The following is a 26941-nucleotide window of genomic DNA, read 5'->3' as shown; positions in this document are numbered from 1 at the left end:
TTTCTTTATAATCTTATGTAAAGACTATACAGGCCTAGTTAACATACCCCTTCAAATAACTAAAAACAAACCCCCTTTGATGCCCAAGGGAGTTTTTGCAATCTTCTTTTATCATTTATGTAGCCTTTTAGACAAGGGTAAATGTGGTATAAATGTGCTTTTTGCATTATACCTACTGAATAACCCCTACCATCTTTCCAAACGTAATAAATACAAAACACCACAAAAAGGCACCTATGGCCGCAAAAGCAATATACGTTTTAAGCTTCATTTTACCAATGCCAGAAAAATAGCACATCAAGTGCCTAACCCCTGGGATAAAATAGCCTAAAATGATTGAATAGGGCCCATACTTTTTCATCCACTTTTCAACTTGGATCATTCGCTTTTCTTTCAAACCGACCCACTTGCCGTACTTATCAATAAATGGCCTCCCAGCTTTTCTTCCAATCATATAGCTGATCATCATCCCTAGAAGTGAACCAAAAAAACTGATGATAATAGCAGCTCCGTAGTTAATAAAATCTGTATTGGTGAAATAGCCTACCGTCGTCATCATAACTTCATCAGGAATAGGTAGCCCAACAATCCCCAAAGTTAGCATGAGAAAAATGGCCAGATAGCCATATGTCATAATAAAGTCTTGCATCACTTGCATATTTATTATCTCCTATTTGTTCCGTCTTTATCTTGTAGTATTTATGAAACTTCCACATTCTTAATTATATAGTCAAAAAAATCTATCTACTTTATTGTAGATTAAAAGTGAATAGTTTGAAACATTAAATTTTAGTACATACTAAAAAACCGCTATGCGTATCAATCTCTATAACGCATAGCGGTTTTTTTAGCTTATTCTTGAATCTCCTGTTTCCACTGACTATATCCACCTGTTAAATTGTAAACGTCCGTTATGCCTTTGGATTGAAGAAGGCTAATCGCAATCGCAGAACGAACACCCGAACCACACTGAACAATTAGCGGACGCTGAGCTGGCACCTCATCGATTCTATCTAGCAAGGTTCCAAGCATAATGTGAATGGCGCCTTCGATATGACCTGTTTTCCACTCTTCTAAGCTTCGAACATCCAGTACTTGTGCTTTGTTTTGATCAAGCATGTTTTTTGCTTGTTTAGGAGTAATGTTTTCATAAGACTGCGTAGTAGAAGCTTCTACTACTGCTTTTTTTGCATCATAGTAGCCAACCAGCTGATCAATCCCAACAGAATGTAACACTTTTTCAAGTTTACCAATCTGTTCATCTGCTGTTAGCACATATAATGGATGGTCATAATTCACAATCCAGCCGGCCCAATTTGCAAATGAATTGTTAAATGGAATATTAATCGTTCCTTCTACGTGACTTTCAGCAAATTCCGCTGCGCTTCTTGTATCAATTACTTGGTACCCTGCTTGAATTTGTTTTTCTACTTCGGCTACATTTGCTAGCTTATTAACCTTTGGAAGCTTTGATAAGCTGTTTGCCCCTACTTTGTTCACTTTTTTCATCACTGCAAAATATTTAGGTGGCTCTGGCTGACCATCTAACAAAGCTTTTACAAACGCTTCTTTTTCCTCATGCTGTAGCGCCCAGTTAAAGCGTTTCTCATACCCCACAGTTGAAGAAGGCACGGCACCCAGAGCTTTTCCGCAAGCGCTTCCTGCTCCGTGTCCAGGCCAAAGCTGCATAAAATCAGGAAGCTCTTTAAACTTTTGAAGAGATTCAAACAATTGATATCCGCCTGACTGTGCTGTTCCCTGTGCACCCGCTGCTTTTTCTAATAAGTCCGGGCGCCCGACATCTCCCACAAACACAAAGTCTCCTGTGAAAACACCCATTGGTTCATCTGCTTTGGCCCCGCCGTCTGTTAACGTAAACGAAATGCTTTCCGGCGTGTGTCCAGGCGTATGCACTACACCAAATGTTAGATTCCCAACCTTAAACTCGTCCCCACCTTTTAGCAATTTATGAGGTAAGTGATCAATGTTTTGATACTTCCAGTCTGCGTCTCCTTCATCTGATACGTATAACGTAGCCCCTACTCTTTCAGCTAACTCACGACCTCCAGACACAAAGTCAGCATGAATATGGGTTTCTAAAGCACCAATGATTTTCATTCCATTTTTTTCTGCTTCTTCAATGTATGGTTGAATATTTCGAGCAGGATCTACAACAATAGCTTCTTTTGCAGCTTGACACCCTACCAGATAAGAAGCCTGTGCTAATTTTTCATCATAGAAATATTTAAGTAACATATCCATTCTCCTTTACGTTCAGTGCTTTATCATTAATTTCCATTCACCTTACCCCATTAGGTATATGAAAATGTATGCTAAGCTTATGCTCCACAGCCAACTAGCTCTACTTCTCTTTTACAAGGGCAAGTAGCTAGATAATAGCTTGTAACGGTATATCCTTTTTGGCGTAAAAAGCGAATTCCTAAGCGTAGTTCTACTTTATCTTGTGCAATGATGTGGATGTGTTGGTCTGGTATTTCAGAATAGAAACGTTTTAAATACGCATAAGGAATGTTCATTACGTTTAGATTTTCACCTTCGGTTCTTTCATTATAATTACGAATATCCACACATAGTAGTTTATCTTGTATCCCTTTACAGTTCTTAACGCATTGAACACCTTTAACGAGATAATAACGCCTATACACGACAGCTCCTAAAATAAGTATCAGAGCACTTACCGCTAAATAGCCCATTAAACACACCGCCTTTTCATTAATCTATACCCACACTATATACCCCTATAGGTATACAGTCAAGTGTTAAAATCACGAAATTTTCCCCTTCGAAATTAATTTCCCCAGCGCACCTTCAACTAAACAGTTTTTTTCACTTCTATTACTTATTCAATTTCACTTTTCAGCACACACTAAAGAGAGCTGTTGCGTGCTTGATTTTACTATACTTGATATGATGTTAACGACTCTTAAGATTTAATATAGAAAGGATTGCTTTTATTGGTATTTTTAGCATTTGGTATTTCAGCTGCTATTACGGTGTTTCTAGCCATTCGATTATCTATTTATGCAGATGCTATCGAGCGAAAATCTGCTTTAAGCGGCGTACTGATTGCTCTTTTACTGGGTGGAGCCACATCATTACCAGAGATTACAACAAGCGTTACGTCCATTATTATTTCAAACCCTGATTTAGCTGTAGGAAATGTTCTTGGAAGTAATTTATTTAACGTGATGATTTTAGCTACGTTAGATTTATTTTTTCGAAAGCACGAAATTATGACCTATGCTAGCAAAGAAAATCGATATACTTCTTTGTTGACCATCTTTCTCTCTTTTTTAGTTGCAGCTTCTTTATTCTTTAACATTCCTTACCATATTTTTGGAGTTGGAATTGATACTGTTATTTTAATTATCGTCTACTTTATAGGCGTGAAAATCATTTCTACCTATGCAGCAGAGCATAGTGAAGGAGAGAAACAGGAAGAAAATCTTCAAGATAGAGGGCCGACTTTAAAAAGAGCCGTTGTTGGCTTTTCCGTAGCAGCAGTGTTTATTATGGTCTTTGGGAGTATTTTAACGATTTCAGGTGATCGTATCGCTGTTATTACAGGTTTAGGCGCTTCCTTTGTTGGTTCTTTTTTAGTTGCAGCCAGCACGTCACTTCCTGAAGCCGTTTCTGTTGCTATCGGTATTCGCTTAAAAAATTACAAGTTAGCGATTGGTGGAATCGTCGGAAGTAACTTATTCAATTTATTGATTTTAGCAGGAACAGACGTCTTTTATCGCAAAGGCGCACTGTTAAGCGCAGCCAGCAGCAGTCACTTATATACAATTGTTGCGTCAATGATACTCATCTCCATTAGCCTATTTTCAATGTCCAGAAAGAACATCACGTCTTCATGGTTTTATGTTATTCCATCAATTTTAATTATTGCCTGTTACTTTATAGCAAGCTATATCATTTACTTAAACTCAGCCACATAAAAGCCGCATGCATATGCATACGGCTTTTGCTCTTTTCAACCTATTACTTCGTTAATAGCGTTTACGCAGCTATTAATAGCTTCATCTAGTTCTTCTTCATCAATAGTTAAAGGTGGATTAAAGTATAGAACATCCCCTAGTGGACGCAGGATGAGTCCTTTCTTCAGCGCTGCTTTGTAAATTTGATAACCAATTCGATGTTCTGAGCTAAACGGTTCTTTCGTTTTCTTATTTTTCACAAGCTCAACAGCATGTATTAATCCTATGTCACGAATTTCACCAACATGAGGATGGTCTAATAACGCTTCATTTATTCTTTTATTTAAATAAGCTGCTCGAACGGATGCCTTTTCTAACACTTTATCATGCTTCAGAATATTCACCACCGCTAAAGCTGCAGAGCACGCTAATGGGTTACCGCTGTAGGTGTGGCTGTGCATAAAAGCTTTTCCTTCTTTATATTCTGCATAAAATGCTTTATAAATTTGATTACTCGTAATAGTAATCGCCATCGGCATATAGCCCCCGGTGAGTCCTTTTGAAATACACATAATATCCGGCGTAATCTCCGCGTGATCGCATGCAAACATCTTGCCCGTTCGTCCAAAACCCGTTGCAATCTCATCAGCGATTAACAGTACACCATACTCATCGCATAACGCTCTTAGCTTTTGAAGATAGCGAGGTGGATATATCCTCATTCCAGCTGCTCCTTGTAAGATAGGTTCTACAATCATCGCACACGTTTCATGACCATGCTTTTCAAATGCTTTTTCTGCTTGTACAAAGCATTCGACCTGACAGGAATCTCTTGTTTTTCCGTAAGGACATCGATAGCAATCTGGCGCTTCAATTCGAATTGTATCCATCAGCATTGGATTGTAAATTTGCGCATATAAGTCTAAGCTCCCCACAGATAAAGCACCAATCGTTTCACCATGATAGCCGTCTGTGAAGCACATAAACCTTGTTTTTTCTTTATGACCAGTTTGATATTGGTACTGAAACGCCATTTTCAATGCGCATTCCACAGCCGCTGAACCGTTATCAGAGAAGTTAAATTTGCTTAGTCCTTCAGGAATAATTTCCATTAGCGATTCACACAGCTTAATTGCAGGCTCATGCGTAAAGTTGGCAAAGATAACGTGCTCAAGGCGGTCAAGCTGAGCTTTAATTTTATCGTTAATGATGGGATTGCAGTGACCTAGAAGATTGCACCACCACGAACTCACAACATCTAAATAAGAGTTTCCTTCCGTATCATATAAGTACACGCCCTCTCCTTTTTCAATAACAATGGGCTTAAGTTCTTCATAGTCTTTCATTTGTGAACAGGGATGCCAAATATATTTTAAGTCTTTTTCCACTAAGTTCATGTTTTCAATTCTGTTCATTATGCAAACAGCTCCGCTACTTTTTCTGCTTTCATTGCAAGCTCTGTATCATTTTGCTTCACCAAGCCGATTACTGAAACACCTGTTAGTACTTCCACCATTCTTTGATTGTCTTCTTCCATAATGTTTCCTTCATGTGAACGGTTAAAAATAATTCCTTTCACTTCAATATCGCGCGCTCTCAAGTATTCGATTGTCAATACGGTTGCGTTTATCGTCCCAAGTCCAGCATCTGCAATCACAATCGTAGATAAGTCTAGCTCTTTCACAATATCTTCTAGCAAAATATGCTGATCATCCCAGCGAATCGGACAAAGAATTCCTCCGCTCCCTTCAACCGCTACATAGTCATACTTAGCCTGAGCCCTTTGGTAATCTTTCTTAATAACCTTAATATCTACAGGATTTCCTTCAAGGTTAGCAGCCAAATGAGGCGACACGGCTTGCTTATAGATATAAGACACCGTATTTTCTGGTTTCTCATGAATTCCTGCAGTTTCAAGCACGTGCTTAGCATCCCCTGGAACTAATTGTGCGTGTTCTACTTTTGCTCCGCTAAGCGCAGGTTTATAATAACCGCACTCATAGCCGTTTTCACGGAGTTTTTTCACAAGCAAACCCGTTACATATGTTTTTCCAACATCTGTTCCTGTCCCAGTAATAAATAAGCCTTTCCCCATAATTTCTTCTACCTCCTATACGTTGCCAATGTACTTTTTAATTAAGCGAGCTGCTTCTGAGAGTTCTTCCTTTGAATGATTAGCCATTAGTGATACGCGAAGACGTGCACTTCCTTTAGCAACGGTTGGATATCGAATCGCTGAAATAAAATAGCCCTTTTGAAGAAGCTTCGCTGACACATTCATTGCTACTTGTTCATCTCCCACAATAATTGGAAAAATTGCTGAATGTGAATGCGCAGGAATTTTATTTTGCTGTAAGCACTTATTAAAATAAGCAATATTATTCTGCAATTTTTTTAATAGCGTGTAGTCGTTCATTACTATTCTCAGTGCTGCCAGAGACGACGCAATTGTTATCGGTGATAGCGAAGTGGAAAAGATAAAACTTCGTGCTTTATTTTTCAAGTATTCTATGAGCAGCTTATTCCCACATACAAACCCACCTTCACTACCGAGCGCTTTGCTAAGGGTTCCCATGATAATGTCTGGCTTTTGCTTCAGTTGAAAATGTTCGCAAATTCCGCGACCGCGCTCGCCAAGAACACCCGTTGAGTGAGCCTCATCCACCATTGAAAATAAACCGTACTGATTCGCTAAACGCATCAGCTCAGGCAAGTTGACAATGTCTCCATCCATGCTGAAAACCGCATCGCTCACAATTAAACCATTCTCACAGGGATGAGCTAGAATTTTCTCTTCTAAATCTTTCATATCATTATGCTTGTATACAACGGTTTTCGCTTTGCTAAGGCGACAGCCGTCAATAATGCTTGCGTGATTTAGCTCATCGCTAAAAATGACGTCTCCTTCAGAAAACAAAGATGAAATAACACCAATGTTCGCCATGTAACCCGTATTAAACACAAGCGCTTCTTCTGTTTCTTTAAATTCCGCAAGCGCTTCTTCTAGAAGACGATGAAGTGAAGTAGTACCTGTTGTTAATCTAGATCCGCCTGAACCAACGCCGTACGCTTCACCCATTTGAAGCACATAACGTTTTATATCCGAATGGTTACATAAATTTAGATAGCTGTTTGAAGCAAGCATTACATACTCTCGGTCATTCATCTTGACACGAGCATCTTGTGCACTTTGAATTTCTTTAAGAGATCTGTAAAGATGATTTTTTTGCAAAAAGTCTAGGTCTCTTTTTACTTTTTTCCATTTATCTCCCTGCTTAGCTTTATTTAATCTTGATTCGTCGCCTATATGTACAACTGCTGTTTGCTTTTCTAAATAGGTAATTGTTGCACTCACGCTACTGTCGGATTGGCGATATAAGAAGATGCGACCACCACAGTGGCTTCCTTTCTCTTTTAGCTTTGTAATTCGAACGTAACCAATCTCTTTGGCAGCGACGTAGCCCGTAACGTATTCAGGGTCATCAGAGATACAAATTTCACCAATAATATTGGGCGCATGGGCTACTTTTGTCGCTAATACAAGCGCTTCTTGAAAATGATTTTTCTTTTTCAGGTCTTCTTGAAAGCAGTCATGGTTTGCATCCATATACGTTGCTCGAATTCCTCGTTCTTGATTTGGCTCTATACGCTTCATTGTATCAACGTCTAATAAGATTGCGCCGCGCATAGAAGAACATGAACCCAGCATTTCAATGATTTCATCAGCTTGCTTTAAACCTAAGTCGAAAAGCAGCTTTTTTGCTTCTTCTATCCCTTCCTGATGATGAGTAACTTCTACTGTTGTAACGGGTAAAGCGTCTAAATGTTGAATATCACCTGGCTGTATGGTTTCGACTTTAATCGTAACTTCATCTGCTTCGCCTTTGGAATGATGGAGTGCTCTATGTAATAAAGCATTGGTATAGGTAGGTAATTGACTTTCATTTACCAGTTTCTCCGCTCCCGAAAGATGACCAACATTACGATTAGAAGCTCTCATCTTCAAGCTAAACAGATTCATACTTTCTCGTTCCTCCTTTTTTCTCACTATCTACAACAAATTCCTGAAAAATCGTTGACTTCATATTTTTTTTTATAATGGGATACATAATACCTGATGAAATAGCTGTGAAAATCATTCCTGGCAAAGCGGCAAGCAGCAACACCGTCACATCAACGCCCATTACAGCTGCTAATACGTAGCGAGCAGCGATCGTTCCTAAAGGTCCTGCTACCATCACAACGACTAACGCTGTACCAAATATGCCAATGATTCCTCCAGCTACTAGCCGAAAGATCATGGCAACTAAAACATGGATCAGCGTATGGGTCCCTAGTAGCAAGCTTATAATACTGGCAATAATTCCTGCGCAAAAATAACGTTTAAACCCAAACGTAGCGGCGATAACGATAGCGATGGGCGCTGAAAGCTGAAACTCTGTCCCAACGAAAGGTGACGGAATTTTAAACATTCCGCTTATCGCAATTAACACGGCAAGCATTGCCATCAGCGTTATTTCTTTTGTTTTACTCGTCTTCAATACCTCATCTCCTTTCCAAGATTATGAAAATAGTTTATAACAATCTACCATTTATGTAAACTTAAAATAAAAATAAGTTAACATATAACTTAAAGAAAAACAGATGCTATAGCACCTGTTTTTCTTTAAATAGTTAGGTTCTTTATATCCAACCCATGAGCTTAGCCGTTTGAAATACAATGAATGGTACGATAATAGCAAGAGCTGTGGGAATTAAAAAGGCAAAAAACGTCCATTTTTTACTTTTGGTTTCTTTATATATGTTTAATAGCGTTGTACCGCAAGGATAATGAAGCAGTGAAAATAACATTACGTTTAGGGCCGTTATCCAAGTCCAGCCTTGATCGATAAAGATTTGCTTTAAATCTACCAGGTTATCAACTTCAGTCAGTGCTCCCGTCGACAAATAGCCCATTAACAAAACGGGTAAAACAATTTCGTTAGCCGGCAGTCCTAGAATAAATGCAAGTAAAATGTAGCCATCTAATCCAAGCATCCGAGCAAATGGATCTAAATATCCTACTAAATGCTGCAATACGCTTACGTCACCTATATGAATATTAGCAATAATCCACGTTAAAACCGCAGCAGGAGCGGCTACTTTCACTGCTCGAACTAACACTGTCCAAGACTTTGTTAAAGAAGAACGTACTATGGTGTCAAAAAACTTTGGACGACGGTAAGGTGGCAGTTCTAACGTATAGTGAGTTGGCACGCCTTTTAATAACGTTTTTGATAATAGCCATGATACAAAAAACGTAACAATAATACCAAATAGCACAAGCCCAACAAGTACTCCTGTTGTAACGAGAGGCTTCAATCCACTCGCTACGTTGGCTGCCATAAATAAAGAGGCTAATACGATGAGCGTTCCCCATCGGCCGTTACAAGGTACAAAGTTGTTCGTTAAAATTGCAAGCATTCGTTCTCTCGGAGACTCAATAATACGTGAAGACATTACGGCAGCTGCGTTACAGCCAAATCCCATCGCCATCGTTAATGATTGCTTCCCATGAGCGCCTACTTGTTTGAACAAGCGGTCCATGTTAAACGCAACTCTTGGAAGATAACCATAGTTTTCGAGAAGAGCGAACGTTGGGAAAAAAATGGCCATTGGAGGTAGCATAACGCTAATAACCCACGTCGAACCACGATATAATCCTAAAACTAAGACGCCGTGTAGCCAATCTGGAGCGTTGACGGCATTAAAGAATGCTGTGATATACCCTTCGATATAAGAAAAGAAAGAAGCTAACAGTGAAGAAGGTACGTTCGCGCCGGCAATAGTGATGTAAAAAATGACTCCTAGCATCGCAATCATAATCGGAAAACCCCAAATAGGCGACGTGAAAATTTGATCTAGCTTTTCTGTTTTTTTATCTGTTTTTGTTTTATTATACGAAACGCTTGCGCTGCAAAGCTCTCGGCTTCTTTTATAAAGATGATGCACAATGTCATCTCGAAGTTCTTCGGATGAAAGAGCTTTAGCCTCTGAGTATATGCTGTTGATATCCATGCTGCGTTTCTCCTCCTTCTCCTAAACGATTCGTCAATTCTTCCATTAGCGACATATCTCCGTCTAATAATCTTAAAGCTACCCAACGCGCAGAAAGGTGATTAATATCTAAACGTAAAAGCTTTGACTCTATCTTGGCTATTTTTTCTTCAATTTGCTCACTATAGACTGTCTGAACAGGCTGACATTCAATGACTCCAGCGATAACGCGATCAATCGTATCAAGCAGAACATTAAACCCAACTTTATTTCGCGCAGAAAGCTTAATGACTGGTATCCCAGTTCGTTTCATTAAGACTTTCTCGTTGATTTTAATTCCTTTTCGTTCTGCTTCATCAATTAAATTAACGCAGATGATAACATTCTTTGCCATCTCCATCACTTGCAGTGCTAAATTGAGATTTCTCTCTAAGGACGTTGCATCTACCACAACAAGCGTAATATCGGGCTGTTCAAACAAAATGTAATTTCGTGCTACCTCTTCATCAGCCGAGTTTGAAAACAGTGAGTACGTCCCTGGCAAATCGATTAGTTTATATTTTTTATCTTTATGTGTAAACGACCCTTCTGCCATTGAAACGGTCTTCCCAGCCCAGTTCCCCGTATGCTGTTTTAATCCTGTCAATGCGTTAAATAGCGTGCTTTTTCCAGTGTTTGGATTACCTGCTAAGGCAATTCGATATGCACTATTCATGATGAACTAAATCCCCCTCGATTAATCTACTTTCTTCTTTTCTAAGCGCAATGATTGTTTGGCTCACTCGAAAGGCAATCGGATCTCCAAGCGGACTCTTTTTTACCACTTCTACAAATGCACCTGGTACAAAACCTAAATCTAATAGCCTTCTTCTCATGGTTCCTTCTAATAACAAGGAAGTAATTTTTATTACGTCTCCTTTCAACCCTTGGCTCAATAAAACTTTTTTAGATTTGTACATGTATATTTCCCCTTATCTAATATTTTTCCCTAATGCAAATTCAATGCTATACTATGCCCGCATTTCAAAATTGTCAAATATATTGTTTACTATGTCTTATCTCTTTTAAATAACCAAAGTACAGAAACATTCAAAGACACAAACCCTCGAACATTTTTTAATATATTTTCTCTTTGTACTCCTTACACTTGATTCCATTCGTTTATATCCCTCTTTACATGACTAATAATAGAAATTACTTAGAGGTTTATAGACATCTCTCCTTCTTTTTAAACACTCATCACATACAAAACGACAATGTTGTCATTTTTATATTGACAGCCATATCTTAATGATTTATATTTATAAAAACGACATAGTTGTCGTTTATTTATAAAGGAGGCTTTACACATGCTAATTACAATGCTATCTACCGGTACACGTGGAGATACCCAGCCATTTATCGCGTTAGGTCTTGAGCTTAAAAAGAAAGGATTTAAAGTACGCATCGCAGCGTCTACATCTTATCAACAACTTGTTGAAAGCTATGGGTTTGAACATGCTCCTCTCCGTGGAGACATCAACAAAATTCTTGAAAGTGGCGTTGTAAAAGATTCAGATAGTCCTTTCAAATTTTTCACAAGCCTTAATTTTAAAAACGATGAGTTGACTGAGTTAATGATTGGTGGTCAAGAAGACATGCACAAAGCTTGTGAAGGTGCTGATGCAATTGTTTACCACCCTGGCGCTACCATCGGCTACTTTGTAGCAAAAGAAATGGGAATTCCAAGCATATTAGCTTGTCCATTTCCTATGACACCAACTAAAGAATATCCTGCTATCTTGTTTTACGACCGACTTCGACTTGGGAAAGCTTATAATAAATTAACGCATAAAGTTTTTGAGACTGGATTTTGGAAAATGGCCAATACTGGACTTAAAAAATACTGGACTCGCCAATATGGTCAGCTGCCTACGGCGTTTTCAAATCCTTATCCAAAACAGCGTACAAAAACGCATCCAACCATTCTTTCGCTAAGTCCAAGCGTATTTTCAGTTCCAAAAGATTGGCCCCAACACGTTCATTCGTTTGGCTATTGGTTTATTGAGGACCATTCTAATTATCAACCATCAGAAGAGTTAGCAACATTTCTAAAAGAAGGTCCTCCTCCTGTTTATGTAGGGTTTGGAAGCGTAGGAGACAAAAAGAATGCAGCTCAAGCAACAGATTTAGTATTAAAAGCTCTTAAAAAGAATGGAAAGCGCGGTATTATTAATGCCGGCAGCGGAATGGAAGAAAGAGAAAACTCAAAGGATGTTTTATTTGTTAAAAGCGTTCCTCATGAGTGGCTGTTTCCTCAAATGGCAGCTGTTGTTCATCATGGAGGCGCTGGAACGACTGCTGCGGCACTTCGCTCTGGAGTTCCCCAAATCATTATTCCTTTTGGCAACGATCAGTTCGCTTGGGGGAAAAGAATGAATGAGCTTGGGGTTGGTGCAGAGTCTATTCCGCGTAAGGAATTGACAGCTGATAAGCTAGCAAACGCCATTGCATTTACTCAAACAGATATCGTATTAAAGAAAGCGAAAGAGCTTGGTAGTCGTGTCCAAAAAGAAAAGGGAGCCGAGAAAAGCGCAGAGCTTATTATTCAAGCAATAAACACTTTCTATCAACGCTAAAGGAGCGAATATATTATGCCTAAAGTGAGCCAAGAATATATTGAAAAAAAGAAAGCAGAAATTTTAGATGTTGCCCGAAAGGTATGTAATGAAAAATCCATTCATGACGTATCAATGAGGGATATCGTCATCGCAACTGGCATGAGTCAAGGTGGCGTTTATAAATACTTTGCGAACATTGATGAAATATTTAGCGGTTTATTAAACGAAGAAACGCTAAATAGCCAAGTGAAAGCCAAAGTGGATGAAATTTATGCTAGTGATGTTACTCCTGTTCTGAAGCTTGAGAAGTTTTTACTCTATATTGGTGAATATATGGAACACTCTCTACTCAACAAGGGGACCATTTTTTATAAGCTTATGGATTTATATTCTAGATATCCAGACCGTTATGAAAAAGTAAAAGACCAGCTTCATGAAGTGTCTAACTTGGAATATTTACAGAAACAATTTCAGAGTTTCTTAACAAAAAATATTAGCGAGAATGTCTTCAATCCATCACTTTCAATTGAAAACGTCGTCACTTTGATTACAACTTATCTATCTGGAGTTATAAATGAAATCAACGTTGGAAATAAAGCCGTACAGGAGATGTCTGCCGAAATAAAGGTTAAAGTGCACGTCTTATTTCTAACGCTTAGAGATTTATTGGTGAAATAGCCATGAAGAAATTTAGTCAAGATTTTAAAATTCTTGTATTTGGTCAAATCATATCCATTTTTGGTTCTTCCATTTTAAGATTTGCCTTATCACTCTATGTTCTTGATTTAACGGGTTCCGCTACAATATTCGGAACCATTATGGGGCTTTCAGTAGTCCCTACTATCTTTCTATCTCCTATCGGAGGCGCTATTGCCGATCGCTTTGATAAGAAAAAGATGATGGTTATTCTCGATTTCTGTAGCAGTGCCTTAATTATTATATTTGCAATCATGCTGTTAAGCGGAAACGTAACGGTTCTTTCGATCGGTATCCTTTTAATGGGATTAACATTAATTAGCTCTATGTATCAGCCTGCTGTTCAATCCAGCATCCCTGTGCTTGTAACTAATGAACAACTGTTAAAGAGCAACGGCATCATTTCTGGGGTCATGTCGATGGCTAATTTCGTCGGCCCTATCGTTGGAAGCTTATTATACAGCTTTATGGGGATTAAAATAATTGTAATCGCAAGCGCATTACTGTTTTTACTAGCTGCTGTTATTGAGCTATTTATGAAGATTCCTTACGAAAAAAGACCACCTGAACCCTTTATACAGATGGTAACAAAAGATCTTAAGCAAGGAGCTTTTTACATTATTCGCGAAAATCGCTTTATTTTAAAGAGTATAATCGTTGCATTTGTTGTGAGCTTGTTTATTGCTCCTATGTTTTTTGTAGGATTACCTTATATGATTAAAGTTCTTTTCAACATGCCTGACACCTTCTTTGGCTTTACTCAGTCTGGCATTTCCATTAGCATTATCTTTTCAGCTATGACCATTGGGCTTTTAAAAAGCAAAATCAGAAGTGATAACCTCTATTTATGGGTTCTTGGCTGTGCGGGGATCTACTTTGGGATGGCTCTTGGAACAAGTGGCCTCGTTGAAAGTTCATTCACCAAATATATCGTTGTAACGATAAGCTCAATGCTCGTCATGTTTGCCTTAACCGTCATTAACATTTATTTGAATACAATTATTCAAGAAAAAACGCCAAAAGATTTGTTAGGAAAAGTAATGTCTATCCAAACCGCAGCGGCTACAACAGCTGTACCAATTGGGCAAATTTTATTTGGATTTTTAGTAGATTCATTCTCTGCTACTATTTATCTATTAATTGTAATAGTTGGGATCTTCACACTCATCATTAGCTTCATGGTTAAACAAGTATATAAAGTCAAAAATGTTCAAAGAGCCGTTTAAGTATAAAATCAATTGGAAGGTACTGTATGATGACTATAAATATAATCAAGAAAAGCATTATTTTGTTACTAAGTATTCTGCTCATTCCCATAAGCATAGGCGTAGTTTTTGGTGGAGGATATATTGCCATTTCACTACTAAGAGGGATTCCCTTCAACGAATCTATCAGTCAGCTAACTTACTTTAGCGAAGTAATTCAGCCTTATTTTAAATACGTAATGATTGTTTCGTTAGTGCCACTAGCGATCAAACTATTAAAATCGAATAGAAAGAAAAGAGGATTGTAAACGAATAGAATTGCGACTTATTCGTAAACCGAAGTTGTTGCCCTGTAATTTATAGTGCGTTAAGCCCCTAGTATAATGGGGACTTAACGCTTTTTTATAAAAGTTGATATCTCTTGAGCTGATAGGTTTCTATAGTTATCTTTCGTTACGTATTCGTAAATAAAAATGATTGCAATAAAGATTTCCAGTAAGAACAGCAACGTTATAATTCGTTTTACAATAGCTTTTGATTTCACCATAAATACCTCCTTTAGCTTCTACTATAGCAAAAAAGGTTATTTTTGGTATTTTATAATTATAAACATTTGAAGATATAAACACATAATGAAGCATATATACACTGAAATACATTGAACAAAAAACAAACAAGCCTCAAAAACATAGTTTTGAGGCTTGTTAAATAAAGAAACTTTTTCTGTTACATCGTACTTGTATCAATAACAAAACGATACTTAACATCTGAAGCTAGTACTCGCTTGTACGCTTCGTCAATTTCGTCAGCTGAAATGACTTCAACCTTTGGAACGATTCCATGTTCTCCGCAGAAATCTAGCATCTCTTGAGTTTCGCGAATACCTCCAATCATTGACCCCGCAAACGAGCGACGATGACCGATTAACGACATCACGTTCAGCGATAGAGGCTCACCTGGAGCACCTACATTGACTAGCGTACCGTCTAGCGTAAGTAGTGAAAAATAAGCATCCATATCAATTTTTGCGCTTACTGTGTTGATAATTAAGTCAAACGAACCGCTAAGCTTTTTAAACGTTTCAGGATCGTTTGTAGCATAATAATCTTTCGCACCAAAGTTTAAACCGTCTTGTTGTTTGTTTAGGGTTTGTGACAGCACGGTAACCTCGGCTCCCATAGCGCTTGCGATTTTAACAGCCATATGCCCTAAACCACCCATTCCTACGATAGCAACTTTCTTTCCAGGACCAGCTTCCCAACGGTTTAGCGGAGAGAATGTGGTAATGCCTGCACATAGTAAAGGTGCTGCAGCGTCAAGCTCAATGTTGTCAGGAATTTTTACAACAAAGTCTTCCACGACTACAATATGCGTTGAGTAACCACCTTGAGTAGGTTCACCGTACTTATCAACTCCAGCATAGGTAGGCGTCATTCCATTTAAGCAATACTGCTCTTCTCCCTGACGACAGTTTTCACATTCGCCGCAGGAATCCACCATACACCCAACTCCTACACGATCACCAACTTTATATTTTGTTACTTCCGTTCCAACATCCGTTACAATCCCAGCAATTTCATGACCTGGGACAAGCGGATAGTTCACATCTCCCCATTCACCGTGCGCAGTATGAATATCAGAGTGACAAATACCTGCGTATTTAATTTCAATTAACACATCGTGTGTATCTAAGCTACGTCTTTGAATTTCAGTTGCTTTAAATGGTTTATCTGGGCCATGTACGGCACGTGCTTTAGCAGTAATCATCATTATTACCTCCATAGATATAAAATGCGTATTCGTTGCTGATGGAACGAGTATACTTACAGATTTTTTAGTTATTAAATTGGCAGCCTACAAATTAAATAAGGCTTGTAAAACGTTATACCCTCATGTCTCGGTAAATAAAACGTTCAAACTCTTTGAAAGATGCTTCTACTTGAAAAGCTTTTACTATTCTAGCCTCTCAACCCTTACCTCTCCTTGAAGCTTTGGTATACTTTCAAGACCTGACTCTACTTCTCCAAGCTTAATAAGACCACTTGAGTAGCTGAAATCTTCATAGAAAATGGCTAAATTACCCCATGGAGCATAATACGTCACGTCTCCAACACGAGGTTCAATACCAGAAGGGGCTCCTTCTTCGGATAGTTGGCGAGGTGGATTACTAACTTTTTCCTTTCTAGCATAATCCTTAAATGTTAAAGTGAGCGGAAGCAGTTCTAGAAAATCTCTGCTCGTTGAATTGTCATTCATTTTCACAATAAGTTCTTCGTTATGAACGCTTAGCTTAATTTTCATCTCTTCCATAACACCTTCCTCTTTTTTCTCACTTACGTTCGGCAAATTACTTTTATGCTGCAAATCTGATTCATTGCTGCATGCTGTCCCTCCTAAAAGCAGAAGCGGAATAACAAATATCCTCCTGAACATATAAAGAACAAACTCAAGATATCTTTTCATCAGAAGTTGATTAATCAACATCTGTTTATTATTATGAAAGAGAAATGTTATCTCCTCAATAGTTAAAATAAGAGGATTTGTGGTTTAATCAACAGTTTAACTGGATTTGTTCATTATGATCTAATTTTTTTATTATGACAGATCATTTAATCTAATTTATAAACAAATAAATCATCATTAATTAATCAACACCTGTTTATTATCATAGACAAAAGATGATTACGTGTGTAACATTGCATATATCAAGAAAGGTGTGTGAATATGCTCATGCCAAAAGTAGATAGAAGAATTCTTAAAAGTCAAGAAGCTATCAAAAATGCTTTAATTGAATTAATGGCCGAAAAAAGCTTTGATAAAATTACGATTAAAGATATCTCTGATCGAGCGAACGTTAACCGGGGAACCATTTATCTTCATTACATAGATAAATTTGATTTACTAGATAAAATTATGGAAGAACATATCCTTAACATGGCGAATGTTTGTGAATCAGCAGCGGATATGGATTGGGTGCAATCAACCGTTCATTGTATGGAATACTTGGAAGAAAACTATTTATTTTTCTCTACAATGCTGGCAAGCGAAGGTGCTCGGTACTTTCGCAGTCAATTCTTAAAATTCAACATTCAAGAGTTCAGAAAAGAAGTAGATATTACTAAGGGGAAAAATAACGGTCAAAACGAAGAGATTGTTGTTCAATTTGTAGCGAATGCATACGTAGGTATTGTGGAATGGTGGTTAAAAAATGAAATGCCTTCCCCTCCTCACGTAATGGCTGAAAAAGTTGGGGAATTGATTGAGCGTGTTATATAATTCTTCAAGCAAAAAGTGGCTGCTATGCTAGAAGCTACTTTTTTTAGCTCTGTATTTCAGGAAAATGAGGAATTACGTCTTCTCCAAGCTCCTGAATGACTTCTTCAGCTGGTCTTTGGCTGTCAAATAGCGCAAAGAATAAATGATTCACTCCAGCGCTTAATTGTTACTTCTTGAGGTTCTAGTGCAAATATTTGAAGAAAATCTAAAAAATACAAATATTTCCATTTGTTGTTCATCTTAAGCAATCAATCCAAACAGTTGATCGATGAATTCTTTTTGATTTTGGACAGACTTCTCCTTTTGGATAGGCTGGATTCTTGTCTACTGTGATAACACGGGGCTTGGAAACATGAAAAGACCGCAAAGCTTTCTTGAAAAAGCGCTTTGCAGCTTTATAATCTCTTGTTTTGTTTAACTAAAAATCAATCGTATTTCCTTCTGAATCAACGGCACGATAGAGGTACATCCATTGACCTTTGACTTTTGATAGATGTATGCAGGATGCATTAGGAATAGGCTCTGCTGCATGGAAAGAAATAAAAGGTTTAATTGACGCCAAACAATATCTTTCAGCTGCTGGCGCTATAGCAATCGCAGGTGGTATAGCAACCAACCCGATTGCAATTGCTATATTCGTTGCTACTTGTGGATCATCTTCTGCAAGTTAAAATAAATGGAAATGTCTAGTTAACTATAAAAGAGTCTCTAAGTCTACTATACTAAATAATAGATAATAGACTCTTTTTTGTTACATATAATAGTATATGAAAATAAACTATAAAGTCTGAAGGGGATGATTAATTGAATACTTTTTTAATAAATATAAAAGATTTAACTTTTTTAATAATACTGATTTCTAGCGTTCTTTACTTGAGAAACCTCAAATTAAAAAAGTGGAAAAGTGGCCTTTCTATAGGAGAAAGAATAATTTATATACTTACTAGTATCGCCATTCCTGTTTACGGTATTATTTACTTTATGATTCTTATAGAAACATAAATATAACAATGACTGTTGTGGACAGGCTACACTCAGTTGGACAGAATTTTTAAGGTTAAGTAGACTACAGGTACTATACTAAAGGAGCATCTACAATGACCAGGAGAACGTCGAACATTTACAAAGGAATTTAAACAACAGATGATGCAGCTTCATCAGAACGGAAAGCCCAAAAAAGAGATGATTCGTGAATATGACTTGACTCCTTCGTCTTTAGATAAGTGGATAGAGCAAAGTCAAACATCTGGTTCGTTTAAAGAAAAAGATAACCTGACCGTGGAAATGAATTTCAAAGCAACCTCTTAGATAAAGCACTAGAGACGTTTACGATTGGACGATGGTTAAGCATGAAAGATTGTCCATATAACAATGCGGTCGGGTCGCTGAAGCCACCTTTAAAATCTTTAAAACGAAATTTGTGAACGGGCGAAGTTTCACTAGTCTAGAAGAATTAACAAGGGAATTGCAGGAGGTTTAATCACTTGCGTATCCATGGAACACTGAGTTATGTCAGTCCGGTTGATTATAAACTTGAACACCTTAAAAAATCTGTCTAGTTTAGGGTTGACATACCAGTAATAGTGGATTTTATAGGCGAAGATCATAGACCGATTTACCCTAATCGAGTAAGTCATGATTATAACTTTATTCTAATACCAAACACACAAAATAGGCCGCTGAGCAATTTTATGCTCAACGGCCTATTTTGTGTGTTGACGTCATCAATTCTTCGACTGACGATACCCTGCTTTCTCTGCTTCTTCTTCCGTACAGAACCACTGCACGTTGTTCATCTTCTGGTCATAATGTGCACCAGTTGGGACGTGGTAAATCTTTGAATTTTTGTTGCCTTTAATTTTATTTTCACAGCGCTCGTTTAGCTCCGCTGATTCGTCTTCTTCTTTTTCTTTTATACCTCTGGCTACTTCAGAGTTATAGCCTTTTTCTTCTACATAGTTTTCAATGCTCCAGATGCCCAGCTTGTTTTTTCGAGCTTGGTCCTGCGTTTTACGAAATTCGTCCACGTATTTCGTATTGGGAGGAAAGACCGCTACGCGTGCCAGACCTTTTGCCACAAGCTCTTCATTAAACAACTTGCTGTCTATCCATATGTACGCAAGCAAACGACCGTAGCGATCGCGCTCTTCTGCATCAAACTCAAGCGTGACCTCTTGGTTTGTTAAATGCTCAGTCGTGTAGTCAGATGCTTCTGGTCCAAACGGTTGAACCTTCAGCTGCGGATGCTTTGTTTCAGGGGTGTCTACAAGAATGAGGCGTACCGTTTCTTCCTTCCCATTTAAAAGTTCTACTTTGACTGTATCACCGTCAACTACTCGCGTAACAGTAGCTGCGACTCCAATAACGCCTTCACGTTTCAGTGAAGACTCCACTGCATTTTCATCCCCGGACTGATTTACATTTGTTTCTTCCGCTGCCGGCTGCGTTGCTTTCTTTTCATTTGACTCACTTGTTTGCGTTCCACACCCGCTTAGAACGGCGAGCATCAAAATCAAAAGTAAGCCAAACATCTTTTGTAACCTATTCACTTCATTCCACCTCTTACTTTTACTTCCATTTATGCATAAAAAACAAAAAACTCGCGAATCGCTTATCACGAGTTTTTGTCTATAACTTTGTTAAAAAATTGATCGTATGACGTTAAATGATAGTCTGCTTCAAGCGTATCGTTTTGAAAAGCACACGTTTTAATGCCAAGCTCACGCGCAGGCTTTAAATCTAACTCACGGTCACCAATAACTAAATCAAGATGATATTTATCGTGAAGATACGCATAAGCTCCTGTATCCGGCTTACGCTTGTATCCATCGTCTTTTGTAATGATTTCTGTAAAATAGTCTTCCATCCCAAAGTACGCTAAAATAGCAAGAGTAGACTCGCGTGATTTATGCGTTACAATCACGTTTTTATCCGCCCACTTTAGTACATCTTCTACATGAGGAAACGCAGGCTTGTCTTCAGGACTTAGCTGATGCTCAAGCACATGGAAGTTTTCATCAAAAACTGACTTTTCTACGTTAAAGTGTTTGATTGCAACTTCCGACGAAATCTTCATTTGTTTTAAGATTTCAGCTTCTGTAACGGATTCGTCTTTTACAAGCTTTTTAAATGCTTTTACTATTGTTGGATATGTATCAAAAATGGTACCATCAAAGTCCCATAAAATGTTCATCGTGTCAGCCTCTCCTTTTCAAAACCGTTCTAATCATACCAGACTTTTGGCTCCTTGTCATTTGAATTTCGAATTCGTTTTTAATTATCACTTTTTTGTCATTTTCGTTTTTCAACTTTGATTATTCGCTTTTAGAAAATAATGTTGTGGATGCAACCAATCTTCAATTACAATAGAAGAAACATCTCGGTTTTACATACAGTTACCTTTTAAAGGAGGAGCTACGTTGAATACGAAAGAAGACGAACGCTTACTAGCCCAATCGCTGTTAGCCAAAGGAATGAAACCAAAAGACATTGCCAATCAGCTTCATGTTCATATCTCAACGATTTACAACTGGAAAAAAGAAATGACTGTTAAAAACGAAAGCCGAAAAAATTTTAATAATTTTGTTTCGAAAACTAAAGAAGAAATGAAAACCGAATCGAAAAACGACAAACGTACGATAGATCTTCAACAAGAAAACCAAGCATTAAAACAAAAAGTACGAGATTTAGAAAATATTATTGCTGATTTAGCAATCAAACTCAAACGAGAAAACAAAGAATGGCTAAAGTAATAAAGTGAGTGTTAGCTTAGCTTTAGTAAACTCTAATCTAGAAATCCCTAGTATTACCTCTTAATTTGAATAGATAGCTCTGTTGTATTAATGCTAACTTAGCAGAGGGAATATCAACACTTCCCTCTGCTTTTTTTTACAATTCGCACCAATAAATACGCATGAAATGAGGTGATGTAATGTTGCCAGAAACAATTAGAATACAAGGGTTCACAAGAGAAAATAGATATAAAATGATTGATTATGCCGTTAGCAGCATATCAAAATGTGCTGGCTGGGTTACAAATCATACAATGTATTCAAACAAAGTAATTGTTATCAACTTTGAAATAGAAATTAGAGGTGTTAGACAGTTACTGCAGTTATTAAATCAAAATGGACTTTCATTGTTTGAAGAAAGCAATAAAATAATTCATCACTTTCCAGAGGACTATGGTGCAAATAACCCAAAGAAAGAAATGATAGGTTCAATAAATATTACATTTATAAACGACGAACCGAGCACAAGAAACCACATTCCAGCTATTCCAGGATAAATCTCTCCCTGCTTCACTCTTCGGATTCTAATCAAAGGTTTAATAAGAAAATGAAAAGAGGACATAAGGTCGTGTACGGACCTTATGTCCTCTTTTTCGATACTTCTCCATTCTCATTTGAACAAAATATTCTGACAATTAAGTTAAACGAGAAGGATTTTTTGTTTTGGGAATAAATAATAAACCAATCACAACGCCAATCACTGCTGGTACAACCCACCCTAACCCTTGAGCGTGTAAAGGTAACCAAGCAAATATCGATGGCATTCCTATTGATACAAGCCCATCGTATACGCTAACGATTCCTGTCAATAAAAGCGTCGTAATATAGATCACGTTTGACCCTTGAAAATAAGAGTGGAAAAACGAAAGCACAACAAGCATGATCGTTAACGGATAAATCATAGTCAGTACCGGAATAGACAGAGAAATGATTTGATTAAGTCCCACATTTGTTAGCAGTAAACTCACAATCGTTAGTACTGTAACAATTTTCTGATAAGAAACTCCTGGCAAGACGCTTGTAAAATACTGAGCGCACGCTGTAATTAGCCCAACACACGTTGTAAAGCAAGCAACTCCTACAGTAGCTCCTAATAGAATAACACCCGCTGCTCCGTAAAACTGCTCTGCTGCTGCCGTTAAAAGCTCTCCTCCGTTTTGGAACGTAGACGTACTTCCCATTCTCGCTCCTAATACACCGATGAGTATGTACACGCTACATAAGGCAATGCCGGCAATGACACCTGTTTTAATCGTTGTGTTCATAATGGCCTTTTTCTCGGTAATGCCTTTGGCTTTAATTGCCGTAATTACCACAATCCCAAACGCTAATGAAGCGATGGTATCCATCGTTAAATACCCTTCCATAAAGCCTGTAAAAAACGGGGCATTTTCATATTTTTCTGTTACATTCCCGAAGGATGGTTCAAGGTTAAACAACCCTGCAAAACCAATTAAAGCAATTGTCAGTAATAAAAAGGGAGTTAATAAACTGCCGATTCGATCTACGATCTTCGCTGGATTTAAGCTAAGCCAATATACAAGTGCAAAAAAGGCGATTGAAAAAAGCACTAGGGAAACTCCACCTACGTTCGCGCCTAAAAATGGTGCTAGTCCCATCTCATAAGCTACATTTGCACCGCGCGGAATGCCCATAAACGGCCCAATCATTAAATATAATATGGTTGTAAAAATAAGTCCAAATAGTGGGTGAACCCTGCCGCTTAGTGCTTGAACTCCGTTATCTACTGTAGAAATTGCAATCACACCTAATATCGGCAGTCCTACTCCTGTTAAAACAAAGCCAATCATCGCTGGCCAAAATGCTTCTCCTGCTTCCTGTCCTAAAAAAGGCGGGAAAATTAGATTTCCAGCTCCAAAAAACAACGCAAACAGCATGAAACCAATTACGATAATGTCTTTAACAGTTAATTGTTTCATTTCGTTATATGCTCCTTTTACACAATAAAACTCGTCTCTCGAATGAGACGAGTGTATTGTCGAAAAATGTAGATATTTCATACACAAAAAGTAATTCTAACGAACAACCTTTGAACTGTCAATACGTATATTGTTATTTTTCAAAAAATTCGTTACGAACTACCGCATCCGCTGCCACAGCTGGAACTTGAACAGCTTGATCCTCCGCTATCTCCCCCACTGTCAAAGGACGAGTCATTGCTGTCATGACCCCCATGTCCGTGCTTATGGTGGGAATCATCCATTGGCGTGGAACAAGCATAGCCGCTGGAGTATGTGCCACTATCTGATGTTTCTGGCCTCTTCATCAACATACCCATATGGTAGCCAAAGTCTTCAGCTTCATATAAGGAATAAAAAATAAAGGCTTGAAACAGCGTAACTTCTGTTACTTTCTTTGACTTTTTAGAAAACGGCTCTTGCTTAGCATTTTGCTTCAAGTGTTCAGCTTGCTTAATTTCTCCTTTTAATTGGCGAACAAGCGCTTTCTTAAGCTCATCCCACTCATCAGAAGGTGTAAAGTATTTATCAATCAGTTTTTCTTCGGACAATTGGTGAAAGTCCTTCAGTATAGAACGTGGGATAGGGTGTTGAAAAAACCTTCCCCATAAAAGACGACTATTATCTTTTACATCAAACAAATGTGTGTAAACCCAGTCAAAGAACGCACGCTTTCCTGGCTCAGAGCTTGCTTCACTGTTCGTATTGGGCTGATGGTGTAAGAATCGACTATAAAACCCTTTGGTAAAACGCTCATAGTCCATCGTAAACATAATCATTTCGTGCCATATATCATCTACTTTTGAGCTAAACATGGGCACATTTTTAATAACAGCATTTATTAAAAAGTATCGTTTAAGTTCAAAAGTTGCCCACTCAATTTCATGAGGCTTCATTCCGTGCTCTTTTGCTACCCTTTCCTTCACCTGTTTCATATATGAAGTAGATAAAGAGCGTTCGAAACTCTCTTCAAGCGCAGCTCCTTTTTCACCATATCGGATACCAAGATGGTTTGGCACTTCTCGGTCATAAAGAAATGAGCGCTTCGGCTTTTGGTTATTGGTTGATTTAACAATAATAATCACAGCAATAATAACCGCTGCTACAATAATTAGAACTCCCACTTTTATTTTCTCTCTCCTCACTCTTCAATCTCTATGGTGTACCTTTATTGTATATTTTACCATATATTAAACATGTCAAAGCAACCATCTTTTTAGCATAAGAGCTATAGTAAAATATGGGTATCTCACTCTAAGTTTATCACAGGGACAATACTTTCAGAACAAACAACCATCAATCAACTTACCAACAGTGTTCCGCCTATCTACCAAAGTAAGTTTAAATAATGGTAACCTAGGCATTTAAAATTGACCGCTGAACTCTATGGATTTATACACAAAAACGCTCGGATTGAACACCCAAGCGCTTTTTATTTCTTATTTTAACTACGTTTATTCACCACGGCTAATGGTATCATTCAACTTTTTTCGGTATTTATCCTTCCACGTTTGCTCATCATGAACGAGATCATCACAAAAAGCAGCTACGTCCTTGCCTGTAAGGTCCGTTACTTTTTTCCCTTCTGCTGCTCCTTCTTCAAAAAGATCAATAATCCCGCCAAAGATACGTCGGTTTCCTTCCCAATCTGTCGGACCTCCACCAGCTGTCCACATGTATTTCTGAATAGCTTTATAAGCGTTTCGATACTCGGTTGGAAGTGCTTTTGCACGAGATTCCATCGCTCGCCATTCTCTCTTTTCATCCAAATTTCCAATGATTTTCTCAAAGAAATTCATTTCACTTACCTCCTTTTATGCTTCTTGCTCTTAATTCATTCATTCTGCTCGATACGAAGTCCCATTTCGTCCAAAACTCTTCAAGCCGCTCTTTTCCCGCTTCATTGAGTGTATAAAATTTTCGAGGTGGTCCCATAGTGGATGGTTTTTTCTCAATTTCCACCAGCTTATTTTTTTCAAGCCGCATTGTAATGGTATATACTGTTCCTTCGACTACATCAGTGAAGCCAAGGTGACGTAAGTGCTGCGTAATTTCATACCCGTATGTTTCGCCTCGGCTGATAATTTCAAGGACACAGCCTTCAAGCACCCCTTTTAGCATTTCCGTAATATTTTCCAATCGTTCAGCCTCCAGTTACTTACATTTGTACTTCAATGAATAATGGCTTTATAAAGCACTTTATGAAAATCCTCTAATAAGTATTACTGACTACCAGTATATAGTATCACAGAATAGCTGTTTGTCAAGAAACAACCCCGCCTTTCTTTTTTGAAGAAAGACGGATGCGAAGCAGCTATTTTTCTTTTGAAATGACTGTAAACATTCCAGTCATGCTCGGAGAGTAGTTTTTGAAATCGTATTTTTCGTAAAAACCTTCTTTACCTTGTGATGCAAATAAACCGATAAATGCTTTATCCGGAGCATTCTGTTTTAAATAGCTAAACAATAGGTTCATAATACCTTTGGCGATTCCTTTATTCTGGTAATCTGGATGAACCACTATATCTTGAATATAAAAGTAGATAGCACCGTCACCAACAATTCGTCCCATACCTATAATTTGTTCATGGTCGTAGGCTGTAATGCAGTGAATAGAATTTGTTAAAGAAGTTTTCACTACCTCAAAGTTCATATAATTAGTCCACCCTACAGCCTCACACAAATATTTGTATTCTTCCAATGTTGGAGCGCTATTTTTTAACTCATACTTTCTCACCATATGTCCTCCTAACCTGCTATTTCAACAAGTCTATACATTCGACAGCATTTTGTTTCTTCCTTTCACATCATGAATTTTCCTTTAGCTCAGTAAAATTATAAAAAAGACCAAATCGTTGTGATTTGGTCTTCTACTTGCTATTTACGCTTAAACGCTTTATTCTTCAGGGATTTCATCAACCTCTTCAACTTTCACAATACCGTTTGTACTAAACTCTAAATCAAAGTATGCTTTGACGATATCACCTTTTTCAAGCCCTTTTGGCAGCGGTTCGTTTACCTTTGCTTCTAAAAATGAAATACCAGTACCTTCTTTTGTTGTTCCATAGTAGCGTCCATCTTCTACTTTATCAATTGTAATATAGTAAACTCTGTATTTACGCTCTTCTTTATCACCTTTTATTTTTTCATTAACCGTTTCTTGCGCTGGCAATTTATCTAACGTTTCTTCAGCTTGCTTGGCAGTTGGCGTTGTTCCTCGATTCGTAAACTGCACGACAAGTAGGCCTAAACAAACCACTAGTAAAATAAGTAATATAATTTTCTTTACTCCTAAAGACAAAATGTGTGCCTCCTTACACCTTTATGTATATCGTGATCATGTTGCACAAAAGTGATTATACACGATAACGACTCAAAAATATGTGTAAAATTTGTAACATAATCAAAATATGAGAA

The 26941-nt window shown here is 37.8% G+C and carries 29 protein-coding genes and 3 pseudogenes; 10 read left to right on the top strand and 22 right to left on the bottom strand.

Annotated elements, in window-relative coordinates; all coding sequences use genetic code 11:
* Positions 1 to 172 precede the first annotated feature (172 nt).
* The 3 genes from V2145_RS07620 to V2145_RS07610 all read right to left on the bottom strand — a co-directional run bounded on the left by V2145_RS07620 (position 173) and on the right by V2145_RS07610 (position 2714).
* Positions 173 to 658, bottom strand: coding sequence for a DedA family protein (locus tag V2145_RS07620; protein WP_094910300.1), 486 nt, complete (start codon positions 656 to 658; stop codon positions 173 to 175).
* 194 nt (positions 659 to 852) lie between these two features.
* Positions 853 to 2256 carry an MBL fold metallo-hydrolase gene (locus tag V2145_RS07615; protein WP_330987476.1) on the bottom strand — a complete coding sequence of 468 codons (1404 nt, stop codon included), beginning with the start codon at positions 2254 to 2256 and terminating at the stop codon, positions 853 to 855.
* Positions 2257 to 2339: 83 nt separating this feature from the next.
* Positions 2340 to 2714 carry a hypothetical protein gene (locus V2145_RS07610; protein ID WP_094910302.1) on the bottom strand — a complete coding sequence of 125 codons (375 nt, stop codon included), beginning with the start codon at positions 2712 to 2714 and terminating at the stop codon, positions 2340 to 2342.
* A 261-nt stretch (positions 2715 to 2975) separates the two neighbouring features.
* On the opposite strand from V2145_RS07610, the gene V2145_RS07605 reads away from it, so the two are divergent.
* Positions 2976 to 3962 (top strand): sodium:calcium antiporter, encoded by a 987-nt coding sequence (locus tag V2145_RS07605; protein ID WP_094910303.1) that lies wholly within the window; start codon positions 2976 to 2978, stop codon positions 3960 to 3962.
* 35 nt (positions 3963 to 3997) lie between these two features.
* Here V2145_RS07605 and bioA read toward each other — a convergent pair whose 3' ends face one another.
* From bioA to V2145_RS07570, 7 genes are all read right to left on the bottom strand, one after another.
* Positions 3998 to 5356 carry an adenosylmethionine--8-amino-7-oxononanoate transaminase gene (gene bioA, locus V2145_RS07600; RefSeq protein ID WP_330987475.1) on the bottom strand — a complete coding sequence of 453 codons (1359 nt, stop codon included), beginning with the start codon at positions 5354 to 5356 and terminating at the stop codon, positions 3998 to 4000.
* Positions 5356 to 6036, bottom strand: coding sequence for a dethiobiotin synthase (bioD, locus tag V2145_RS07595; protein ID WP_330987474.1), 681 nt, complete (start codon positions 6034 to 6036; stop codon positions 5356 to 5358). Before bioD ends, bioA begins: the two co-directional genes overlap by 1 nt.
* Positions 6037 to 6051: 15 nt before the next feature.
* On the bottom strand, positions 6052 to 7962 hold the full coding sequence (gene bioF, locus V2145_RS07590) for an 8-amino-7-oxononanoate synthase (RefSeq protein ID WP_311857765.1): 1911 nt from the start codon (positions 7960 to 7962) through the stop codon (positions 6052 to 6054).
* Entirely contained in the window at positions 7949 to 8482 is a 534-nt protein-coding gene (locus V2145_RS07585; RefSeq protein ID WP_311857764.1) for a hypothetical protein, read from the bottom strand. The genes bioF and V2145_RS07585 overlap by 14 nt, the downstream gene beginning before the upstream one ends.
* Positions 8483 to 8624: 142 nt before the next feature.
* Complete coding sequence (locus V2145_RS07580) at positions 8625 to 9998, bottom strand: nucleoside recognition domain-containing protein (protein ID WP_330987473.1); 1374 nt, start codon at positions 9996 to 9998, stop codon at positions 8625 to 8627.
* Positions 9967 to 10692 (bottom strand): FeoB small GTPase domain-containing protein, encoded by a 726-nt coding sequence (locus V2145_RS07575; RefSeq protein ID WP_330987472.1) that lies wholly within the window; start codon positions 10690 to 10692, stop codon positions 9967 to 9969. Before V2145_RS07575 ends, V2145_RS07580 begins: the two co-directional genes overlap by 32 nt.
* Positions 10685 to 10936, bottom strand: coding sequence for a FeoA family protein (locus tag V2145_RS07570; RefSeq protein ID WP_131887828.1), 252 nt, complete (start codon positions 10934 to 10936; stop codon positions 10685 to 10687). The genes V2145_RS07575 and V2145_RS07570 overlap by 8 nt, the downstream gene beginning before the upstream one ends.
* Positions 10937 to 11326: 390 nt before the next feature.
* Between V2145_RS07570 and V2145_RS07565 the strand changes: the two genes are divergently transcribed.
* Genes V2145_RS07565 through V2145_RS07555 form a run of 3 tightly spaced genes read left to right on the top strand, consistent with a single transcriptional unit; the run spans position 11327 to position 14499 of the window.
* Entirely contained in the window at positions 11327 to 12595 is a 1269-nt protein-coding gene (locus V2145_RS07565) for a glycosyltransferase (RefSeq protein WP_131887829.1), read from the top strand.
* A gap of 15 nt (positions 12596 to 12610) precedes the next feature.
* A complete protein-coding gene (locus tag V2145_RS07560) occupies positions 12611 to 13255 on the top strand; it encodes a TetR/AcrR family transcriptional regulator (RefSeq protein ID WP_131887830.1) in 645 nt (214 codons plus the stop codon).
* Positions 13256 to 13257: 2 nt separating this feature from the next.
* Positions 13258 to 14499: an MFS transporter gene (locus V2145_RS07555; protein ID WP_330987471.1), complete on the top strand. Its 1242-nt coding sequence runs from the start codon at positions 13258 to 13260 to the stop codon at positions 14497 to 14499.
* Positions 14500 to 14869: 370 nt separating this feature from the next.
* Here the strand turns inward: V2145_RS07555 and V2145_RS07550 are convergent, their stop codons facing one another.
* From V2145_RS07550 to V2145_RS07540, 3 genes are all read right to left on the bottom strand, one after another.
* Positions 14870 to 15025 (bottom strand): hypothetical protein, encoded by a 156-nt coding sequence (locus tag V2145_RS07550; RefSeq protein WP_179289198.1) that lies wholly within the window; start codon positions 15023 to 15025, stop codon positions 14870 to 14872.
* 179 nt (positions 15026 to 15204) lie between these two features.
* Positions 15205 to 16245 carry an NAD(P)-dependent alcohol dehydrogenase gene (locus V2145_RS07545; protein ID WP_131888466.1) on the bottom strand — a complete coding sequence of 347 codons (1041 nt, stop codon included), beginning with the start codon at positions 16243 to 16245 and terminating at the stop codon, positions 15205 to 15207.
* 186 nt (positions 16246 to 16431) lie between these two features.
* On the bottom strand, positions 16432 to 16788 hold the full coding sequence (locus tag V2145_RS07540; protein WP_131888467.1) for a cyclophilin-like fold protein: 357 nt from the start codon (positions 16786 to 16788) through the stop codon (positions 16432 to 16434).
* A 420-nt stretch (positions 16789 to 17208) separates the two neighbouring features.
* Here V2145_RS07540 and V2145_RS07535 point away from each other — a divergent pair, with 420 nt between their 5' ends.
* Complete coding sequence (locus V2145_RS07535) at positions 17209 to 17754, top strand: TetR/AcrR family transcriptional regulator (RefSeq protein WP_330988125.1); 546 nt, start codon at positions 17209 to 17211, stop codon at positions 17752 to 17754.
* Positions 17755 to 18058: 304 nt separating this feature from the next.
* Here the strand turns inward: V2145_RS07535 and V2145_RS07525 are convergent.
* A pseudogene (locus V2145_RS07525) lies at positions 18059 to 18241 on the bottom strand (DDE-type integrase/transposase/recombinase); the annotation flags it as partial.
* 10 nt (positions 18242 to 18251) lie between these two features.
* Here V2145_RS07525 and V2145_RS07520 point away from each other — a divergent pair.
* The 3 genes and pseudogenes from V2145_RS07520 to V2145_RS21435 form a co-directional block, all read left to right on the top strand.
* Positions 18252 to 18425 (top strand): hypothetical protein, encoded by a 174-nt coding sequence (locus tag V2145_RS07520; RefSeq protein ID WP_330988150.1) that lies wholly within the window; start codon positions 18252 to 18254, stop codon positions 18423 to 18425.
* A gap of 436 nt (positions 18426 to 18861) precedes the next feature.
* Positions 18862 to 19038: pseudogene (locus tag V2145_RS07515) on the top strand (transposase); the annotation flags it as partial.
* 115 nt (positions 19039 to 19153) lie between these two features.
* Positions 19154 to 19234, top strand: a pseudogene (locus V2145_RS21435) (hypothetical protein); the annotation flags it as partial.
* A gap of 244 nt (positions 19235 to 19478) precedes the next feature.
* On the opposite strand, the gene V2145_RS07510 reads toward V2145_RS21435, so the two are convergent.
* Positions 19479 to 20303 carry a thermonuclease family protein gene (locus V2145_RS07510; RefSeq protein WP_330987470.1) on the bottom strand — a complete coding sequence of 275 codons (825 nt, stop codon included), beginning with the start codon at positions 20301 to 20303 and terminating at the stop codon, positions 19479 to 19481.
* 65 nt (positions 20304 to 20368) lie between these two features.
* Positions 20369 to 20947: an HAD-IA family hydrolase gene (locus tag V2145_RS07505; RefSeq protein WP_131887839.1), complete on the bottom strand. Its 579-nt coding sequence runs from the start codon at positions 20945 to 20947 to the stop codon at positions 20369 to 20371.
* Positions 20948 to 21173: 226 nt separating this feature from the next.
* On the opposite strand from V2145_RS07505, the gene V2145_RS07500 reads away from it, so the two are divergent.
* Positions 21174 to 21506 carry a helix-turn-helix domain-containing protein gene (locus tag V2145_RS07500; RefSeq protein WP_330987469.1) on the top strand — a complete coding sequence of 111 codons (333 nt, stop codon included), beginning with the start codon at positions 21174 to 21176 and terminating at the stop codon, positions 21504 to 21506.
* 182 nt (positions 21507 to 21688) lie between these two features.
* Positions 21689 to 22042 carry a hypothetical protein gene (locus tag V2145_RS07495; protein WP_131887841.1) on the top strand — a complete coding sequence of 118 codons (354 nt, stop codon included), beginning with the start codon at positions 21689 to 21691 and terminating at the stop codon, positions 22040 to 22042.
* Positions 22043 to 22180: 138 nt separating this feature from the next.
* Here the strand turns inward: V2145_RS07495 and brnQ are convergent, their stop codons facing one another.
* The 6 genes from brnQ to V2145_RS07465 all read right to left on the bottom strand — a co-directional run bounded on the left by brnQ (position 22181) and on the right by V2145_RS07465 (position 26825).
* Positions 22181 to 23485 carry a branched-chain amino acid transport system II carrier protein gene (gene brnQ / locus V2145_RS07490; protein ID WP_330987468.1) on the bottom strand — a complete coding sequence of 435 codons (1305 nt, stop codon included), beginning with the start codon at positions 23483 to 23485 and terminating at the stop codon, positions 22181 to 22183.
* 152 nt (positions 23486 to 23637) lie between these two features.
* Entirely contained in the window at positions 23638 to 24648 is a 1011-nt protein-coding gene (locus V2145_RS07485) for a hypothetical protein (RefSeq protein WP_286175422.1), read from the bottom strand.
* A gap of 330 nt (positions 24649 to 24978) precedes the next feature.
* Positions 24979 to 25323: a DUF1048 domain-containing protein gene (locus V2145_RS07480; RefSeq protein ID WP_131887843.1), complete on the bottom strand. Its 345-nt coding sequence runs from the start codon at positions 25321 to 25323 to the stop codon at positions 24979 to 24981.
* Between the two features lies 1 nt (position 25324).
* Positions 25325 to 25663 carry a PadR family transcriptional regulator gene (locus V2145_RS07475; RefSeq protein ID WP_131887844.1) on the bottom strand — a complete coding sequence of 113 codons (339 nt, stop codon included), beginning with the start codon at positions 25661 to 25663 and terminating at the stop codon, positions 25325 to 25327.
* A gap of 175 nt (positions 25664 to 25838) precedes the next feature.
* Entirely contained in the window at positions 25839 to 26261 is a 423-nt protein-coding gene (locus V2145_RS07470) for a GNAT family N-acetyltransferase (protein WP_131888469.1), read from the bottom strand.
* 159 nt (positions 26262 to 26420) lie between these two features.
* Positions 26421 to 26825 carry a hypothetical protein gene (locus V2145_RS07465; protein ID WP_094910327.1) on the bottom strand — a complete coding sequence of 135 codons (405 nt, stop codon included), beginning with the start codon at positions 26823 to 26825 and terminating at the stop codon, positions 26421 to 26423.
* Positions 26826 to 26941: the final 116 nt, after the last annotated feature.

Source organism: Priestia sp. GS2 (genome assembly GCF_036409025.1).
GTDB lineage: Bacteria > Bacillota > Bacilli > Bacillales > Bacillaceae_H > Priestia > Priestia aryabhattai_A.
This window is presented reverse-complemented; position numbering and strand designations above follow the sequence as displayed.

Coding starts and splice junctions, on each gene's coding strand:
- V2145_RS07620 (WP_094910300.1), bottom strand. CDS start 658: ATGCAAGTGATGCAAGACTTTATTATGACATATGGCTATCTGGCCATT.
- V2145_RS07615 (WP_330987476.1), bottom strand. CDS start 2,256: ATGTTACTTAAATATTTCTATGATGAAAAATTAGCACAGGCTTCTTAT.
- V2145_RS07610 (WP_094910302.1), bottom strand. CDS start 2,714: ATGGGCTATTTAGCGGTAAGTGCTCTGATACTTATTTTAGGAGCTGTC.
- bioA (WP_330987475.1), bottom strand. CDS start 5,356: ATGAACAGAATTGAAAACATGAACTTAGTGGAAAAAGACTTAAAATAT.
- bioD (WP_330987474.1), bottom strand. CDS start 6,036: ATGGGGAAAGGCTTATTTATTACTGGGACAGGAACAGATGTTGGAAAA.
- bioF (WP_311857765.1), bottom strand. CDS start 7,962: ATGAATCTGTTTAGCTTGAAGATGAGAGCTTCTAATCGTAATGTTGGT.
- V2145_RS07580 (WP_330987473.1), bottom strand. CDS start 9,998: ATGGATATCAACAGCATATACTCAGAGGCTAAAGCTCTTTCATCCGAA.
- V2145_RS07575 (WP_330987472.1), bottom strand. CDS start 10,692: ATGAATAGTGCATATCGAATTGCCTTAGCAGGTAATCCAAACACTGGA.
- V2145_RS07570 (WP_131887828.1), bottom strand. CDS start 10,936: ATGTACAAATCTAAAAAAGTTTTATTGAGCCAAGGGTTGAAAGGAGAC.
- V2145_RS07565 (WP_131887829.1), top strand. CDS start 11,327: ATGCTAATTACAATGCTATCTACCGGTACACGTGGAGATACCCAGCCA.
- V2145_RS07560 (WP_131887830.1), top strand. CDS start 12,611: ATGCCTAAAGTGAGCCAAGAATATATTGAAAAAAAGAAAGCAGAAATT.
- V2145_RS07555 (WP_330987471.1), top strand. CDS start 13,258: ATGAAGAAATTTAGTCAAGATTTTAAAATTCTTGTATTTGGTCAAATC.
- V2145_RS07550 (WP_179289198.1), bottom strand. CDS start 15,025: ATGGTGAAATCAAAAGCTATTGTAAAACGAATTATAACGTTGCTGTTC.
- V2145_RS07545 (WP_131888466.1), bottom strand. CDS start 16,245: ATGATTACTGCTAAAGCACGTGCCGTACATGGCCCAGATAAACCATTT.
- V2145_RS07540 (WP_131888467.1), bottom strand. CDS start 16,788: ATGGAAGAGATGAAAATTAAGCTAAGCGTTCATAACGAAGAACTTATT.
- V2145_RS07535 (WP_330988125.1), top strand. CDS start 17,209: ATGCCAAAAGTAGATAGAAGAATTCTTAAAAGTCAAGAAGCTATCAAA.
- V2145_RS07520 (WP_330988150.1), top strand. CDS start 18,252: ATGCAGGATGCATTAGGAATAGGCTCTGCTGCATGGAAAGAAATAAAA.
- V2145_RS07505 (WP_131887839.1), bottom strand. CDS start 20,947: ATGAACATTTTATGGGACTTTGATGGTACCATTTTTGATACATATCCA.
- brnQ (WP_330987468.1), bottom strand. CDS start 23,485: ATGAAACAATTAACTGTTAAAGACATTATCGTAATTGGTTTCATGCTG.
- V2145_RS07480 (WP_131887843.1), bottom strand. CDS start 25,323: ATGAATTTCTTTGAGAAAATCATTGGAAATTTGGATGAAAAGAGAGAA.